This is a genomic window from Microbacterium resistens, assembly GCF_031456305.1.
GTDB classification, from domain to species: domain Bacteria; phylum Actinomycetota; class Actinomycetes; order Actinomycetales; family Microbacteriaceae; genus Microbacterium; species Microbacterium resistens_A.
In genome coordinates this window covers 268,362-284,937 of sequence record NZ_JAVDUM010000003.1, presented here as the reverse complement: position 1 = coordinate 284,937, position 16,576 = coordinate 268,362, and the positions used below count along the sequence as shown (strand labels likewise).

Here is a 16,576-nt window from a genome sequence, read left to right as displayed (position 1 = left end):
TAGGCTGGCAGCCGGAGGCCCGGGGAACGCACGAGGCCTGACGAACGCAAGGGAAAGGGCAGTCATGGCCGGCATCCACTCCGACATCACCACCGCCTTCGGGAACACGCCTCTGGTGCGGCTGAACCGCATCACCGAGGGGCTGGGGGCGACGGTCCTGCTCAAGCTCGAGTTCTACAACCCGGCCGGAAGCGTGAAGGACCGCATCGGCATCGCGATGATCAACGCGGCCGAGGCCGACGGGGCGCTGAAGCCCGGGGGGACGATCGTGGAGTCCACCAGCGGCAACACCGGCATCGCCCTGGCGATGGTGGGCGCCGCCCGCGGCTATCGCGTGATCCTCACGATGCCCGCCTCCATGTCGAAGGAGCGCCGCGTCCTGCTCAAGGCGTTCGGCGCCGAGCTCGTCCTCACCGATCCGACCAAGGGCATGTCCGGGGCGATCGAGGTCACCAAGCAGATCGTCGCCGACACCCCCGGTGCCGTCTGGATCCGCCAGTTCGAGAACCCGGCGAACCCGCAGATCCACCGCGAGACGACCGCTCAGGAGATCCTGCGCGACACCGACGGGGACGTCGACATCCTCGTCGCCGGGGTCGGCACCGGCGGCACCGTGACCGGGACGGGCCAGGCGCTCAAGGCGGCGAAGCCCGACGTGCGGGTCGTCGCGGTCGAGCCGAAGGACTCCCCCGTGCTCTCCGAGGGCCACCCCGGTCCGCACAAGATCCAGGGCATCGGCCCGAACTTCGTCCCGGACATCCTTGACCGGGACGTGATCGACGAGGTCATCACCGCGGAGTTCGACGAGTCCCTGCGCATCGCCCGCGAGCTCGCCGCACGGGAAGGGCTCCTGGTCGGCATGTCCACGGGAGCTGCGGTCTCGGCCGCCCTCGCCGTCGCCGCCCGGCCGGAGAACGCCGGCAAGACCATCGTGGTCATCGCCCCGGACACCGGCGAGCGGTACATCTCCACGGCGCTGTTCGAAGACCTCCGCGAGGACTGAGCGGCGTGGGCTGGCTCTCTCGCGCGCGGGAGGACGTCGCCGCGGCGCGCCTGCGCGACCCCGCCGCGAGGAGCGGGATCGAGGTCGCGCTCCTGTACCCGGGCCTGCACGCGATCTGGGCGCACCGGGTCGACCACGCGCTCTGGCGGCGCGGGCTGCGCTTCCCCGCGCGGATGGGCTCGCAGGTCGCGCGCTGGCTCACCGGGATCGAGATCCATCCCGGCGCGACGATCGGGCGACGCTTCTTCATCGATCACGGCATGGGGGTCGTGATCGGCGAGACCGCCGAGATCGGCGACGACGTGATGCTCTACCACGGCGTGACACTGGGCGGCCGTCAGCGGGAGGGCGGCAAGCGCCACCCCACGCTCGGCGACGGCGTGCTGGTCGGAGCCGGGGCGAAGATCCTGGGCCCCGTGTCCATCGGCGCGCGCAGCGCCGTCGGAGCGAACGCCGTGGTGACCAGGGACGCGCCGGCCGACTCGGTCCTCACCGGAGTCCCGGCGAGGGTCCGCGCCCGCCGCCCCGACGACGACATCGCGCAGCTGCTGACCGCCCCGGACTACTCGATCTGAGGCCGGACTGCTCGATCTGAGGACGGGGGCCTTCCCCCCTCCGGACAGCGGCGTGCCCGCCCGGCCCCCGACGGGCGGGCACGCCCCTCACGACGCGACGAAGAACGGGATCGCTCCCGTCAGCATCCCCACGCCGAGCATCGCGAGCGACACGATCGCCGCCCGCCAGAGCACCTTGCGGTGGTGGTCGCCGAGGTTGACGCTCGCCAGGGAGACGAGCAGCAGGATCGCCGGCACGAGCGGGCTCTGCAGGTGCACCGGTTGGCCGATGATCGAGGCCCGCGCCATCTCGACCGGATCGATCCCGAAGTGCGCGGCGCTCTGCGAGAGCACCGGGAGGATCCCGAAGTAGAAGGCGTCGTTCGACATGAAGAACGTGAACGGGATCGACAGCACGCCGGTGATCGGCGCCAGGAACGGCCCCAGCTGAGGCGGCAGGACGTTCGTGATCCAGTTCGCCATCGCATCGACCATGCCGGTCCCGGTCAGCACGCCGACGAGCACCCCGGCCGCGATCACCATGGACACGACCCCGACGATGCTCGGGGCGTGCGCCACGATCTCCGAGGCCTGCTCCTTGAGCCTGCGGAAGTTGACCACGAGGGCGATTGCCGCCCCGACCATGAACACATAGGGCAGCGGCATGATGTCCAGGACCAGCAGCACCATGACCGCGACGGTGAGGACGAGGTTGAACCAGATCAGCCGCGGCCGGAGCGTGTCGCGCGACGGGTCCAGCATCGTGTCGGCCATCGCCGTGTCGGCGGGGTCCACGACCCCGGCCGACACCGCGCCGTGCCCGCCCGCCACGGTGACGACGTTGCCCGTGTGCAGGGAGGCTCGGGCGCCCGGCTTCGCGTCGGCGCCGCGGAAGATGCTCGGCACACCCGCGAGCACGCCGCCCTCGGGAGAGCCGTCCAGACGGCTCCCGTCGATGCGGTCGAGCCGGTTCCGCTCCTGGAGCCCGAGCAGCCAGGAGAAGCCGAGCGTGATCGCCACGCCGACGCCGAGCGCCGGCAGCATCGGCACGAAGACGTCGGTGGGCTGGAGCCCGAGCGCGGTCGCCGCGCGCACGGTGGGCCCGCCCCAGGGCACGATGTTCAGCGTCCCGTTCATGAGACCGGCGACACAGGTCAGCACGACGGGGCTCATGCCGAGGCGGAGGTAGATGGGGAGCATCGCCGAGGTCGTGATGATGAACGTCGTCGAGCCGTCGCCGTCGAGCGAGACGGCGCCGGCGAGGATCGCGGTGCCGAGGACCACCTTGGCCGGGTCGTCGCCGAGCAGCCGGGTGATCAGCCGGATCAGCGGATCGAACAGGCCGACGTCGATCATGATGCCGAAGAACATGATGGCGAACATCAGCAGCGCCGCGGTCGGCGCCATCTTGGCGATCGAGTCGAGGATCATGTCGCCGAGCCCGAGGCCGGCGCCGGCGAAGAGCCCGAAGACGGTGGGCACCAGGATCAGGGCCACCATCGGCGTCAGGCGCTTGGTCATGATCAGCGTCATGAACACCAGGACCATGACGAAGCCGAGGACGACCAGCACCCATTCGGGCGGCAGGAACGCCAGATCGTATTCGGGCTTCTCGTCGGCGGCGGCGAGCAGGCCGGTGAGCGCAGGGGGCATGTGGGTGACTCCTTCGTCGTCGCCCGTCGTCTTCGACGGGACACGCCGATGCTAGGGAAGCCCGCGCCGCGGGGACGGCTATCCCGCATTCAGGGCCCTTGTGCGCGTAGCGTGGGTTCTGCGCATATTGCGCGAAGGGAGCGGGGATGACCGGACGAGGACGCGTGCGACCGCGGTTCGCGACGCGACTGCTGCTTCTGCAGCTGGCGACGGTCGTGTTCGTGGTCGCGCTGTGCACGGGCGCCTACCTCCTGCTGGCCGTGCAGCAGCTCCGCGCCGAGGCGGAGTCCTCCGCACTGGGCATCGCCCGGACGCTGGCCGAGGACCCGCAGGTGCGGACGCAGGTCGCCGCGGTCTCCGCCGATCCGGGGACGCCCCGGGGCGAGGATCTCCGTGACGGCGAGCTGCAGCGGATCGCCACCGCGGTCGCCGCGCGGACCGGGGCCCTGTTCGTGGTGATCGCGGACGATCACGGCGTCCGTCTCGCCCATCCCGACCCGTCCCGGCTCGGCCAGGTGGTGAGCACGCCGTTCGAGCGGGTGCTCGACGGCCACGAGGTCATCGACTGGGCGACCGGCACCCTCGGGGAGTCGGTGCGGGCGAAGGTCCCGGTCCTCGGCGCCGACGAGAGCCCGGTGGGAGAGATCAGCGTCGGCTTCGAGCCGGCCGGCGTCTTCGACGATCTGCCGGCCCTCTTCGCGGTCGCGGGCATCGCCGCCCTCGGCGCGCTGACCCTCGCGACCCTCACCACGCTGATCCTGCGACGACGGTGGGAGCGGCTCACCCTCGGGGTCCAGCCGGAGGAGCTGGTGGCGCTGGTGCAGAACCAGACGGCGGTCCTGGACGGCGTGGACGACGGCGTTCTGGCGATCGACCCCGACGGCGTCGTCCGGGTGTGCAATGCGGCGGCCGAACGCATGCTGGGACTGCGCTCCCCCGTCGGTCGCCCGCTGTCGGACCTCGGGCTCCCCGCCGCCCTCCTCGACGCCGCGACGCCGGACGCCGACCGGTCCCGAGTGGTGCTCGCCGACCGCGTGCTCTACCTCGACACCCGCCCCGCCCGACGGGACGGCCGACACCTCGGCGAGGTCGTGATCGTGCGGGACCGCACGGATCTCGTCGCACTGACCGAGCGTCTGGAGACGGTCCGGACGATGACCGCGGCGCTCCGGGTGCAGCGTCACGAGTTCGCGAACCGGATGCACGTCGCCGCCGGCCTCATCGACGCCGAGCGCGTCCCCGAGGCGCGGGCGTTCCTGGCGGAGCTCGTCGAACGCGGAGCCGTCGACTTCCCCGTCCCCGGCCTTGACCGGCTGACCGATCCCTTCCTCCGCTCGTTCCTCGGCGCGAAGGCGATCGAGGCGGGCGAGCGCGGCGTCGCCCTCCGCATCGCCGAGGAGTCCCAGCTGATCGGCGCGGTCGCCGAGGTCGAGGACGTCGCGGCCGTCCTCGGCAATCTCCTGGACAACGCCGTCGGCGCCGCGGTCGCGGGCGACGCGCCCCGATGGGTCGAGGTCGCGGTGCTCGATGACGGCGACGCGCTGGTCGTGACGGTGGCGGACTCGGGAGACGGTCTCCCCGCTCAGGAGCGGAGAGCGCCGGCCACCGGGCCCGGGCCGGACTCCGGCTCCGCTCGTGACCCCGGCCACGGTTCCGACCCCGCCCGCAGTTCCGACCCCGTCCACGGGCACGGCATCGGGCTTCCGCTGTCGCGGGAGATCGCGCGCCGGAGCGGTGGCGACCTCTGGATCATCGACCGAGGCGGATCCGACCACGGCGCGGTCTTCGCGGCGCGGCTGGAGTCCGTCGTCCGCCCCGGCGGGAAGGAGACCCCATGACGGACACGATCCGCGTCCTCGTCCTCGACGACGACTTCCGGGTGGGAAGGCTGCATCAGGAGATCGTGGCCGATCGCCCGGGGTTCACGGCCCTGGAGCCGGTCCGCTCGATCGCGGAGGCGCAGACGGCGATCCGCGCCCAGCGACCCGATCTACTCCTGGCCGACGTCTATCTCCCCGACGGCGACGGGATCGAGCTGGTGCGCGCATCCGGGATCGACGCGATCCTGATCTCCGCCGCGGACGATGCGCCGACCGTCCGCCGCGCGCTGCGCTCCGGCACCCTCTCCTACCTGATGAAGCCCTTCGAGCAGCGCGCGCTCGTCGACCGGCTCGACCGGTACGCCCGCTACCGGAACCTCCTCGCCGGGGAGCGTCCGCTCCGCCAGGAGGACCTGGACCGGAGCTTGGCGATCCTGCACGGCTCGGGAGAGCAGACCTCCCTCTCCCGGTCGGCGACCGAGCAGCTGGTCCTCGCAGCCCTCGACGACGGCGAGGCGTCCGCCGCCGAGGTCGGCGAGCGGGTGGGGATCTCCCGCGCGACCGCGCAGCGCCACCTCGCCGCCCTCGCGGCGCGGTCGGTGGTCGAGGTGCGCCTCCGCTACGGCGCGACGGGGCGCCCCGAGCACCGCTACGCGGCGCGCGTCTGAGGCGCGATCAGCCCTCGGCGCCGAGAGCGGCGAGCCGCGCCTCCTCGTCGGCGGAGATCGCGGACTCGATGATCGGGTCCAGCGCGCCGTCCATCACCTGATCGAGGTTGTAGGCCTTGAACCCGGTCCGGTGATCGGCGATCCGGTTCTCCGGGAAGTTGTAGGTCCGGATGCGCTCGGACCTGTCCATCCCGCGGATCTGGGACCGCCGGGCGTCGGCGGCCTGCGCATCGCGCTCCTCCTGCTGCTTGGCGAGGAGCCTGGCGCGCAGCACGCGCATACCGGCCTCGCGGTTCTGCAGCTGGGACTTCTCGTTCTGCATCGAGACGACGATGCCGGTCGGGAGGTGTGTGATCCGCACCGCGGAGTCCGTGGTGTTCACCGACTGCCCACCGGGGCCCGAGGAGCGGAAGACGTCGATCTTCAGATCGTTCGCCGCGATCTGCACCTCGTCCGGCTCGTCGACCTCGGGGAAGACGAGCACACCCGTGGTGGAGGTGTGGATTCGCCCCTGCGACTCGGTCGCCGGCACGCGCTGGACGCGATGCACGCCGCCCTCGTACTTCAGGTGCGCCCACACGCCCTGCGCGGGGTCAGAGGATGATCCCTTGATCGCGATCTGGACGTCCTTGTACCCGCCGAGGTCCGACTCGTTCCGCTCCAGGAGCTCGGTCTTCCACCCCTTGGACGCGGCGTACTGCACGTACATCCGCAGGAGGTCCGCAGCGAAGAGGGCGCTCTCCGCGCCCCCCTCCCCCGCCTTGACCTCCAGGATCACATCACGGGCGTCGTCCGGGTCCCGCGGGATCAACAGGCGGCGCAGCCGCTCCTGGGTGGCCTGCAGCCGCTCCTCGAGCGCGGGGACCTCCTCCGCGAACGCCGCGTCCTCACGGGCGAGCTCCCGGGCGGCGGCGAGGTCGTCCTCCGCCGCCACCCAGTCCTCGTGCGCCTTGACGATCCTGCTGAGCTCGGCATACCGGCGGTTCACCCGCTTGGCGCGGGCGGCATCGGCGTGCAGATCGGGGGCCGACAGCTCCCGCTCGACCTCGCGATGCTCGTCGATCAGGGTCTGGACGGACTCGAACATGACTCGCCGCCGCTCGGATCAGCGGATGCTGTTCTCGTGGCCGTGGCTGTGCCCCGTCGCCGGGGGCGTCGGCATCGACTTCTGCATCTGCACGAGGAACTCGACGTTCGACTGGGTCTCCTTGAGCTTGCCGAGCACGACCTCGAGGGCCTGCTGCGGGTCCAGGCCCGCGAGGGCGCGGCGGAGCTTCCAGGTGATCTTCACCTCGTCCTGCGAGAGGAGCATCTCCTCGCGGCGGGTGCTCGACGCGTTCACGTCGACGGCCGGGAAGATCCGCTTGTCGGCGAGCTGCCTGCTCAGCCGAAGCTCGCTGTTGCCCGTCCCCTTGAACTCCTCGAAGATGACCTCGTCCATCTTGGAGCCGGTCTCCACGAGCGCGGTGGCGAGGATCGTGAGCGATCCGCCGTTCTCGATGTTGCGCGCCGCGCCGAAGAAGCGCTTGGGCGGGTACAGCGCCGAGGCGTCGACCCCTCCGGTGAGGACGCGTCCGGAGGCGGGCGCGGAGATGTTGTAGGCGCGGCCGAGACGCGTGATCGAGTCGAGCAGCACGACCACGTCGCGTCCCAGCTCGACCAGGCGCTTGGCGCGCTCGATCGCGAGCTCCGCGACCGTGGTGTGGTCCTCGGCGGGCCGGTCGAAGGTGGAGGCGATGACCTCGCCTTTCACCGTGCGCTGCATGTCGGTGACCTCTTCGGGGCGCTCGTCCACGAGCACGACCATGAGGTGGACCTCGGGGTTGTTCTGCGCGATGGCGTTGGCGATCTGCTGCAGCACGATGGTCTTGCCGGCCTTCGGCGGAGCGACGATCAGGCCACGCTGGCCCTTGCCGATCGGTGCGACGAGGTCGATGATGCGCTGCGTCAGCTTCTCGGGAGCCGTCTCCAGGCGCAGGCGCTCCTGCGGGTAGAGGGGCGTGAGCTGGCCGAACTCGACCCTGGTGCCCGCGTCGTCGGCGGAGAGCCCGTTGATCGAGTCGACCTTTACCAGGGCGTTGTACTTCTGGCGCCCCTGCTGCTGCTGGTCGCCCTCGCGCGGCTGCTTGATGGCGCCGACGACGGCGTCGCCCTTGCGCAGGTTGTACTTCTTGACCTGCCCGAGCGAGACGTAGACGTCGCTGGGGCCGGCGAGGTATCCGGTGGTGCGCACGAACGCGTAGTTGTCGAGCACGTCGAGGATGCCGGCGATCGGGATGAGGACGTCGTCCTCGCCGATCTCGGTCTCGAACTCGTCCGCGCCGCCGCCCGCGTTGCGGCGCTTGTTGCGCTGACGCTGACGGGAGGAGGAGGCGCTGTCGTCCTCGACGGGCGCGGCCTCGCCGCCGCCGTTGCCGTTCTGGGCGCCGTTGCGGTTCCGGCTCCTGCTGCGGTTCCGGCTGCGTCCGCGGCCGTTCTGCTCGTCACCGGAGTCCGAGGCGTCGTCCGACTTCTCGGCGGACCGCTCCCCGCCCCGGTCGGCGGCCGGCTTGTCCGCCGCGGCCTCTGCCTGCTTGTCGGAGGCCTGCTTGTCGGAGGCCTGCCTGTCGGTCTGCTTGTCGGCGACCTGCTTGTCGGCGGCGGGCTTCTCCTGCGCCGTGGCCTGCCGGTCGGCGGTCGATCCGCCGTCCTTCTCCGCGGCCGCTGCCGCGTCGTCGGCCTTGGCGGCACGGGTCTTCCGCGCCCGGGCGGGCTTCTTCAGGGCGTCGGTGGCCGCGGGCTCGGCGGCAGCGCCGGCGTCGATCGCCGGGGCGGCCGTTCCGGTCGCCGGGGATGCGTCTGCCGCGGCAGCGCCCTCCCCTCCTGCGGCCGGAGCGGTGGTCTCGACCTTCTTGGCCCTTGAGCGCCGCGGCGCCTTCGCCGGCGCCTCGGCGGCGACAGCCGAAGCCGACGCTGCTGCCTCGACCTTGGCGGGCTCGGCCTTGGCGGGCTCGGCCTTGGCCGCCGCCTCGGTGGAGGCGGTGGTCGCCCGACGCGGAGCGCGCTTGCGGGCCGGAGCCTTGGGCGCCTCTCCCGCTGCGGCGGAGTCGGAAGCCGGGGCGGTCGCCTGGCTCTCGGACTGGGTCTCGGAGATGGTCTCCACGAGTACTCCTCTATAAGTCACGGGAAATGAGCGTCACGAACAGCAGATACTGAACGCGACCGCACGGCATCCTGCGCTGAGCCGGTTGCCCAGCGCATGCGACCAGGGTTCCAGGAACCGGTCGGATGGTGTGCGGGTGACGCAGAGATTGCGTCTCGGGCCGGGATCACGATTGCGACGAAGGGCCCTCCGCTCGATTCCTCATGCTACCACCCCGCACGTCCACGGCGACCATCCGACGCTCCCAGGGAGTGTCCGTGACGGCGTCGGCGACGGCTGCGGCGTCGAGCCTGCGGCCAGGCCCGTCGCACAGCACGAGCACGCTCGGCCCCGCGCCCGAGACGACGGCGGCGAAGCCCTCCGCGCGGAGGGCGCGCACCAGCCGATTGGTCTCCGGCATCGCCGGTGCCCGGTAGTCCTGGTGCAGACGGTCATCGGTGGCGTCCAGCAGCACGTCGGGGCTCTGCGTGAGCGCGGCGACGAGGAGCGCCGAGCGCGACACGTTGAACACGGCGTCCTCGCTGGGCACGTGCTCCGGCTGCAGGCTGCGCGCCGCGGTCGTCGACATCGTGTAGCCGGGGACGAGCACCAGCGGCGAGACGCCGCGGTGCACGAGCAGCTTCTTGTGCCGCGGGCCGTCCTGCCCCATCCAGGCGATCGTGAGACCGCCGAAGAGCGCGGGGGCGACGTTGTCCGGATGCCCCTCCAGCTCGGTCGCGAGGCGCAGCAGCGCCACGTCGTCCAGCTCGACGATCCCCTGGAGCAGGCCCTTCGCGGCCAGGACGCCCGCGGCGACGGCAGCACCCGAGGAGCCGAGCCCGCGGCCGTGGGGAACGCCGTTGCGGGCGACGAGACGGATGCCGGGCAGGTCGACCCCCGCGTCGGCGAACACGTGCGCGATGGACCGGACGACGAGGTTCGTGGCGTCGCGCGGGATAACCTCGGCGCCAGAGCCGCTCACCTCCACCTCGAGGTCGGAGGACGCCAGCGCCGTCACATCGAGCTCGTCGTACATGCTCAGCGCGAGGCCCAGCGTGTCGAAGCCGGGACCGAGGTTGGCGCTGGTCGCCGGCACCCGCACCTGCACCGAGGCGCCAGGACGGACGGAACCGGCAGGCACGGAACCGGTGGGCACGGTGCTTCCGCTCACGTCACTCCCCCTCCACGCGCAACACGGAGACGACCCTCGTCACGACAGGGGTGCCCGCCAGCCGCGCCACGGTCCCGCTCAACGCCTCCTCGGAGGCGCGGTGCGTGCCGATCACGATGCGGGCGGTGGCCGCCTCATCCGCGTCGACCGTCTGCAGCGCGGTCGCGACCGAGACGTTCTCCTCGCTCAGGATGCCGGCCACCGTGGCCAGGACGCCTGGCTGGTCCTCGACCTCGAGGGTGATCTGATAGCGCGTGGTGATCCGGCCGATCGGCGCGATAGGAAGGCTCTGGCGGGCGGACTCCCCGATCCCGACCCCTCCGGCGATGTGGCGGCGGGCGGCAGAGACGACATCGCCGAGCACCGCCGACGCGGTCTGCGCGCCACCGGCCCCCGCGCCGTAGAACATCAGCGGGCCCGCGGCCTCCGCCTCGACGAAGACCGCGTTGTTGCCGCCGTGGACCGAGGCGAGCGGGTGGTCGCGGTCGATCAGGGCCGGGTACACCCGCACCGAGATCTCGTCGCCCTCCGCGCCGCCGAGCCGCTCGCAGATCGCGAGCAGCTTGATCACGTAGCCGGCGCGTCGCGCGTCGGCGATCATGCCGGCCGTGACCGACTCGATCCCCTGACGGTGGACGTCCTCGATCGAGACCTGCGTGTGGAAGGCGAGGCTCGCGAGGATCGCGGCCTTCTGCGCCGCGTCGTAGCCCTCCAGGTCGAGCGTGGGATCGGCTTCGAGGTATCCGAGCTCCGTCGCGATGCGCTGAGCGTCCTCGGCGGCGAGCCCCTCCCGGTCCATGCTGTCCAGGATGAAGTTCGTGCTGCCGTTGACGATCCCGAAGATGCGGACGATCCGGTCGCCGGCGAGCGAGTCCCGGAGCGGACGGATGATCGGGATCGCGGCGGCGACCGCCGCCTCGTAGGACACCGAGGCGCCCACCTGGTCGGCCGCCTCGAAGATCTCCGCGCCGTGCGTGGCGAGCAGGGCCTTGTTCCCGGTCACGACATCGGCTCCCGAGCGGAGCGCCGCGAGCACGTGCGTGCGCGCGGGCTCGATCCCGCCCATCAGCTCGATCACGATGTCGGCGCCCAGGATGAGCGCCTCCGCGTCCGTGGTGAGCAGCTCGCGCGGAAGCTCCGCGTCGCGCGGCGCGTCCGGGTTCCGGACGAGGATGCCGGCGAGCTCGAGGCGCGCGCCGCTGCGCTCGGCGAGATCGTCGGCGTGCGCGAGCAGGAGCCTGGCGACCTGCGATCCGACGGACCCGGCGCCCAGCAGGGCGACTCGGAGGGTGCGGTGCTCCGTCATGCTTCTCCTTCTCCGGCGCTGCGGCCGGACTTCTGGACGATCGGGTTCGGGGAGGTCTGGGGCGCGGCGTCCTGGTCGAGCCCCGCATCGCGTCCGAGGAGGTCCGCGATGCTCTCGCCCCGGACGATGACCCGCGCCCGGCCGTCCCGGACGGCGACGACGGCAGGACGCGGCGCGTGGTTGTAGTTGCTGGCGAGCGCATGGCAGTAGGCGCCCGTGGCGGGGACGGCGAGGAGGTCGCCGGGGGTGACGTCGCCCGGGAGGTACTCGTGATCGACGACGATGTCGCCCGACTCGCAGTGCGACCCGACGACCCGGACCAGCACCGGGGCGCCGGCCCCCTCGCGGGACGCGATGCGCGCGGAGTACTGCGCACCGTAGAGGGCGGGCCGGGCGTTGTCGCTCATGCCGCCGTCCACGCTCACGTAGAGGCGTTCGCCGCGATCGCCGAGCGAGACGGGCTTGGTCGTGCCGACCTCATAGAGGGTGACCCCGGCCTGGCCCACCACCGAGCGGCCCGGCTCGAAGGCGAGGCCCGGGATCGGGACGCCCCGGACGTCGCACTCCTGCGCGACCGCCTCGACGATCGCGGCGGCCAGCTGCTCGATCGGGGTGGGGGCGTCCGCGGCGGTGTAGGCGATGCCGAAGCCGCCGCCGAGGTTCAGCAGCGGCAGCTCGCCGCCGGCGAGGAGCGCCGCATGCAGGTCGACGACCCGGGACGCGGATTCCTCGAAGCCGGACGCGCCGAAAATCTGGGAGCCGATGTGGCAGTGCAGGCCGAGGAGCGACAGGCTCGGGATCTCGCGGATGCGTGCGACCGCCGCCGGAGCCTCCGTGAGCGGGAAGCCGAACTTCTGGTCCTCGTGGGCCGTCGCCAGGAAGTCGTGCGTCTCGGCGTGGACCCCGCTGTTGACGCGGAGGAGAACGTGCTGGACGCGATCGCGGCGCTCGGCGATCGCACCGAGGCGCTCGATCTCGATGACGCTGTCCACGATGATCGTGCCGACGCCGACCTCCACCGCACGTTCGAGCTCGGAGACCCGCTTGTTGTTGCCGTGGAAGCCGATGCGCGCGGGGTCCACGCCCGCGGCGAGCGCCAGCTCCAGCTCGCCGCGGCTGCACACGTCGACCCCCATGCCCTCCTCGACCACCCAGCGGGCGACCTCCGCGCTCAGGAACGCCTTGCCCGCGTAGTAGACCCGGGCCGTCGTGCCGTGCGCCTCGGCGGCAGTCCCGAACGCCGCGACGAAGCGCCGGGCGTGCGTGCGGACCTCGTCCTCGTCGAGGACGTAGAGGGGGGTGCCGAAGCGCTCGCGGAGCTCCGCGACGCCGACCCCGCCGAGCGTGAGGGCGCCGTCCGCCGCGCGGCGGGCCGAGGCGGGCCAGATCCGGGGCGGGAGCGCGTTGGCGTCCTCGGGCACGATGAGCCAGTCCGGAGCGAGCGGGTCGTCGGGCAGGGCGGAGGCCACGGAGCACCAATCGTCGGGGGCATGTGCACCGCCCGCGCGACCTGCTCGCAGGAGCGGATCCGGCACGGACGGTCACGGCACGAGAGGTGCCGATTTCCCAGAATTCTAGGACACCCGCGGGGTCTCGCCGGACGCGGCCTGCCGCGTCCGCTCAGTACGCTCGATCCCATGGATCAGGATGAGAGGCCGCCCCGGCCGGGGAACCCGATCGCGCGGGCGGTGTCGGCGACCGTCGCGTGGGCGCTGCGGCGCCGGGCCGCGCGCGCAGCGCTCCTCTACCTCGAACGCCGCGGCCCCTCGCTCGCGGACGGGATCACCTACCGCGCGCTGTTCAGCGTCTTCGCCGCGGTCCTCCTCGGCTTCTCGGCCGCGGGGCTGTGGCTGTCCGGCAATCCGGAGGCCTTCGACGCGCTGGTGCGCACCGTGGGCACCGCGATCCCCGGTCTCGTCGGGGAGGGCGGACTCGTGGACCCGGCGAGGATCCGCGTCCCCGCCGAGCTCTCGGTCACCGGGGCGGTGTCCCTCATCGCCCTGGTCGGCGCGACGATCGGGGCGGTCGGGTCCCTGCGGACCGCCCTGCGCACGCTCGCCGGGACGCTCGCGGACGACGTGTTCTGGCTCTGGGTGATCCTGCGCAACCTCGCCCTCGCCGCGGGGATCGGGCTCGCCTTCGCGTTCACGGCCTTCGCCACCTTCTCCGGCACCGCGGGGATCCGAGCGGTGACGGGCTTCTTCGGCGCACGGCACGGTGCCGAGGAGTTCTGGGCGGAGCGCCTCCTCGACCTCGTGGTGGTCTTCGCCCTCGACACGCTCCTGGTCGCGGCGCTGTTCCTGGTCCTCTCCGGCGTCCGGGCGCCGGCCAGGGCGCTCTGGCAGGGCGCGCTGCTGGGCGGGGCCGGTCTGCTCGTCCTCCAGCAGCTCTCCGGCCTGTTCGTCGGCGGAGCGCGGGCGAATCCGCTGCTCGCGTCCTTCGCGGCGCTCATCGCGCTCCTGCTCTGGCTGAACCTCTCGGCCCAGGTCCTGCTGTACGCCGGCGCCTACGTCATCACCGCCGCCGAGGACGAGGCGGACGAGCGCTCGGGGCACCCGCAGACCTTCGCCGAGCGACGCCTCGAGCGGGCCGTCCGGGTTCTCGCCGCGGCCGAGGCCGAACGCGAGACGGCGGAGAAGGCCGTGGCCGCCGAGCGCCGTCCGCGGTGAGACCGCGCCCCGACGACCGGCACGGTCATCGGGCAGACACGGTCATCGGGCCAGCATCGTCATCGGGAGGGGCAGGTGCCCTTCTCCCGCTGCGTCGAATCCGAGGCGATCGCACCCTCGATCCCGGCGACGATCACGTCTCCGCTCACCGCCAGCGAGACCAGGCGGAGGCCTGCGGGGAGCTGATCGGCGATGCAGACGCGCTGCGTCCCGGTGAGCCCCTTCGCCAACGATCCGAAGCGCGACTCGATCTCATCGGCCTTCAGCGTCACGCTCCCGATCGTCGCCGACACCGGCGTCAGGGTCACGTCGCCGTCCTCGGCGCCGGGGGTGACCTGCACGGAGAGCGGCACCTTCGCGCCGAGGAGCGAGACCTCGCCCTTCGCCGTCAGGTCCGGTGCCGACAGCGCGATCTCCTCGATCGGCAGGCCGCTCTCCTTCGCGAGCTCGGTGAACTGCCCGGCCGTCACGCGGACGGTGCCGGAGGCCTGGGCCGTCCCGCCGCCGCGCACGGGCACTCCGACGGCGTGCACGGACGCGGCGCCGACGAGCGGCCCCAGGGCGATCTCCTCCGAGGACACGTCGAGCACGTCGAGGCGCCCGGCGATCAGCTGCGGCAGGACGAGGCCCTCCGTGCCCACCTGCAGCTGCTGGTCCTTCGGGAGATCCAGGGCTGCGATCACCTGGCCGCGCACCGAGTCCGCGACAAGGGATCTGGCCACGAGCTCGCCGGCCACCGCCAGTCCGGCGACGACGACGATGGCCACGGCGATGACCCACGGCCAGCGACGGCGACGACGGCGGATGACCACCTCGTCCGACGGCGGCAGGGAGGGCAGCGGCTCCCCCGGCGCTCCCCCGGCGGGTGCCGGCGGAGTCGGATGGGAGTCGCCCAGTCCCCGCGGATAGGGCTCGGTGCTCCCGGAGTCGCCCGCGCTCATGGTCACATCCGCTCGGGAGCCGAGACGCCGAGGAGCCGCAGCCCGTTGCGCAGCACCTGGCCGGTGGCGTCGTTGAGCCACAGCCTGGTCCGGTGGACGGTCTCGATGGGGTCATCGCCCTGCGGGATCACACGGCAGTTGTCGTACCAGCGGTGATAGAGCCCTGCAAGCTCCTCCAGGTAGCGGGCGACGCGATGCGGCTCGCGCACCTCCGCGGCGAAGGCGACGATCCGTGGGAACTCCTGCAGCGCGCCGAGGAGCGCGGCCTCGGCCTCGTGGACGAGGAGCTCAGGAGCGAACTCCGAGCGGTCGACGCCGGAGTCCGCGGCGTTGCGCGAGACGTTGTGGGTGCGCGCGTGCGCGTACTGCACGTAGAACACCGGGTTGTCGTTCGTGCGCCTCTGCAGGAGCTCGGGGTCCAGCGACAGCGGGGAGTCCGCCGGGGAGCGCTCCAGCGAGTACCGCAGGGCGTCGGTGCCCAGCCACTCGCGCAGGTCGTCCATCTCGATGACGTTGCCGGCACGCTTGCTCAGCCGTGCGCCGCCCACCGAGACCAGCTGCCCGATGAGCACCTCGATGTCCTTCTCCGGGTCGTCCCCGGCGGCTCCCGCGAGGGCCTTGAGGCGGTGCACATAGCCGTGGTGGTCGGCGCCGAGCAGGTAGATCTTGTGCTCGAAGCCCCTGTCGCCCTTGTTCAGGTAGTAGGCGGCGTCGGCGGCGAAGTACGTGTACTCCCCGTTGGAGCGGCGGATCACGCGGTCCTTGTCGTCGCCGAAGTCGGTCGTTCGCACCCACACGGCGTCGTCCTGCTCGAAGACGTGCCCCTGAGCGCGGAGGCGGTCCACCGCCTGATCCACGAGGCTCGGCGCGCCGTCCACGCCCGGCGCGTGCAGGACCCGCTCGGAGAACCACACGTCGAAGTGGACGTTGAACAGGGCCAGGGACTCCTTCTGCTCGGCGAGCTGGTACCCGTAGGCGAGCTCTCCGGCGACCAGGAGCTGCTCCTCCTCCGGCAGGTCGAGGAGGTCGGGTCGTGCGACGAGGACGCGCGCGGCGATGTCGCCGATGTACGCGCCGGCGTAGCCGCCCTCCGGGGTGTCCTCGCCCTTGGCTGCGGCGAGGACGGAGCCCGCGAAGCGCGCCATCTGGACGCCGGCGTCGTTGATGTAGTACTCCCGGGCGACGTGCGCCCCCGAGGCGTCGAGGAGACGCGCGATCGCATCGCCGAGCGCCGCCCACCGGGTGTGGCCGATGTGGAGCGGCCCGGTGGGGTTGGCGCTGACGAACTCGACGTTGATCGAGCGACCGGCCTGCGAGTCGTTGCGCCCGTAGGCGTCACCGGCCTCGACGATCGTGCGGGCGAGCGCCCCGGCGGCTCCCGCCTCCAGACGGATGTTGATGAACCCTGGACCCGCGACCTCGACCTCGGCGATGCCGTCGACCTGGGCGAGTCCGTCGGCGATCCGCTGCGCGAGCTCACGCGGGTTGGTGCCGAACGGCTTCGCCAGCCGCATGGCGATGTTGGTCGCCCAGTCCCCGTGGTCGCGGTTGCGCGGCCTGTCGAACACGATGTCCGCCGCGGCGAGCGCGAACGGCTCGCCCGGCGCTCGCTCCGCCGCGATCGGCGTCAGGACGGAGAGGACGGCTTCGGCGAGGGCATCGGGGCTCAT

The 16,576-nt window shown here is 72.2% G+C and carries 13 protein-coding genes; 5 read left to right on the top strand and 8 right to left on the bottom strand.

All coding sequences use genetic code 11. The annotated features are described in order from the left end of the window. Window positions 1-64 precede the first annotated feature (64 nt). Both cysK and epsC read left to right on the top strand, forming a co-directional pair. On the top strand, window positions 65-1,003 hold the full coding sequence (gene cysK, locus J2Y69_RS05195) for a cysteine synthase A (protein WP_310018253.1): 939 nt from the start codon (window positions 65-67) through the stop codon (window positions 1,001-1,003). Window positions 1,004-1,008: 5 nt separating this feature from the next. Beyond that, a complete protein-coding gene (gene epsC, locus J2Y69_RS05190) occupies window positions 1,009-1,578 on the top strand; it encodes a serine O-acetyltransferase EpsC (RefSeq protein ID WP_310018251.1) in 570 nt (189 codons plus the stop codon). 87 nt (window positions 1,579-1,665) lie between these two features. Here epsC and J2Y69_RS05185 read toward each other — a convergent pair whose 3' ends face one another. Continuing rightward, complete coding sequence (locus J2Y69_RS05185; RefSeq protein WP_310018249.1) at window positions 1,666-3,210, bottom strand: CitMHS family transporter; 1,545 nt, start codon at window positions 3,208-3,210, stop codon at window positions 1,666-1,668. A 146-nt stretch (window positions 3,211-3,356) separates the two neighbouring features. Between J2Y69_RS05185 and J2Y69_RS05180 the strand changes: the two genes are divergently transcribed. Next, entirely contained in the window at window positions 3,357-5,048 is a 1,692-nt protein-coding gene (locus J2Y69_RS05180) for a sensor histidine kinase (RefSeq protein WP_310018247.1), read from the top strand. Beyond that, window positions 5,045-5,698 carry a response regulator gene (locus tag J2Y69_RS05175; RefSeq protein ID WP_310018245.1) on the top strand — a complete coding sequence of 218 codons (654 nt, stop codon included), beginning with the start codon at window positions 5,045-5,047 and terminating at the stop codon, window positions 5,696-5,698. Before J2Y69_RS05180 ends, J2Y69_RS05175 begins: the two co-directional genes overlap by 4 nt. Before the next feature lie 7 nt (window positions 5,699-5,705). Here the strand turns inward: J2Y69_RS05175 and prfA are convergent, their stop codons facing one another. From prfA to lysA, 5 genes are all read right to left on the bottom strand, one after another. Then, window positions 5,706-6,785, bottom strand: a complete 1,080-nt coding sequence (prfA, locus tag J2Y69_RS05170; RefSeq protein ID WP_310018243.1) for a peptide chain release factor 1 — start codon at window positions 6,783-6,785, stop codon at window positions 5,706-5,708. Window positions 6,786-6,803: 18 nt separating this feature from the next. Then, window positions 6,804-8,840, bottom strand: coding sequence for a transcription termination factor Rho (gene rho, locus J2Y69_RS05165; RefSeq protein ID WP_396653039.1), 2,037 nt, complete (start codon window positions 8,838-8,840; stop codon window positions 6,804-6,806). Window positions 8,841-9,006: 166 nt separating this feature from the next. Beyond that, complete coding sequence (thrB, locus tag J2Y69_RS05160; RefSeq protein WP_396653038.1) at window positions 9,007-9,990, bottom strand: homoserine kinase; 984 nt, start codon at window positions 9,988-9,990, stop codon at window positions 9,007-9,009. A 1-nt stretch (window position 9,991) separates the two neighbouring features. Further along, complete coding sequence (locus J2Y69_RS05155; RefSeq protein WP_310018239.1) at window positions 9,992-11,296, bottom strand: homoserine dehydrogenase; 1,305 nt, start codon at window positions 11,294-11,296, stop codon at window positions 9,992-9,994. Further along, entirely contained in the window at window positions 11,293-12,765 is a 1,473-nt protein-coding gene (gene lysA, locus J2Y69_RS05150; protein WP_310018237.1) for a diaminopimelate decarboxylase, read from the bottom strand. The genes J2Y69_RS05155 and lysA overlap by 4 nt, the downstream gene beginning before the upstream one ends. Window positions 12,766-12,933: 168 nt before the next feature. Between lysA and J2Y69_RS05145 the strand changes: the two genes are divergently transcribed. Beyond that, window positions 12,934-13,965 (top strand): YhjD/YihY/BrkB family envelope integrity protein, encoded by a 1,032-nt coding sequence (locus J2Y69_RS05145; protein WP_310018235.1) that lies wholly within the window; start codon window positions 12,934-12,936, stop codon window positions 13,963-13,965. 59 nt (window positions 13,966-14,024) lie between these two features. Here the strand turns inward: J2Y69_RS05145 and J2Y69_RS05140 are convergent, their stop codons facing one another. After that, window positions 14,025-14,906, bottom strand: coding sequence for an LmeA family phospholipid-binding protein (locus tag J2Y69_RS05140; protein WP_310018233.1), 882 nt, complete (start codon window positions 14,904-14,906; stop codon window positions 14,025-14,027). A gap of 2 nt (window positions 14,907-14,908) precedes the next feature. Next, a complete protein-coding gene (gene argS, locus J2Y69_RS05135; protein ID WP_310018231.1) occupies window positions 14,909-16,576 on the bottom strand; it encodes an arginine--tRNA ligase in 1,668 nt (555 codons plus the stop codon).

Bases quoted from the DNA above. Each gene is read 5' to 3' on its own strand.
- argS (WP_310018231.1), bottom strand. From the start codon at position 16,576: ATGAGCCCCGATGCCCTCGCCGAAGCCGTCCTCTCCGTCCTGACGCCG.
- J2Y69_RS05175 (WP_310018245.1), top strand. From the start codon at position 5,045: ATGACGGACACGATCCGCGTCCTCGTCCTCGACGACGACTTCCGGGTG.
- J2Y69_RS05185 (WP_310018249.1), bottom strand. From the start codon at position 3,210: ATGCCCCCTGCGCTCACCGGCCTGCTCGCCGCCGCCGACGAGAAGCCC.
- J2Y69_RS05180 (WP_310018247.1), top strand. From the start codon at position 3,357: ATGACCGGACGAGGACGCGTGCGACCGCGGTTCGCGACGCGACTGCTG.
- J2Y69_RS05140 (WP_310018233.1), bottom strand. From the start codon at position 14,906: ATGAGCGCGGGCGACTCCGGGAGCACCGAGCCCTATCCGCGGGGACTG.
- J2Y69_RS05155 (WP_310018239.1), bottom strand. From the start codon at position 11,296: ATGACGGAGCACCGCACCCTCCGAGTCGCCCTGCTGGGCGCCGGGTCC.
- J2Y69_RS05145 (WP_310018235.1), top strand. From the start codon at position 12,934: ATGGATCAGGATGAGAGGCCGCCCCGGCCGGGGAACCCGATCGCGCGG.
- prfA (WP_310018243.1), bottom strand. From the start codon at position 6,785: ATGTTCGAGTCCGTCCAGACCCTGATCGACGAGCATCGCGAGGTCGAG.
- cysK (WP_310018253.1), top strand. From the start codon at position 65: ATGGCCGGCATCCACTCCGACATCACCACCGCCTTCGGGAACACGCCT.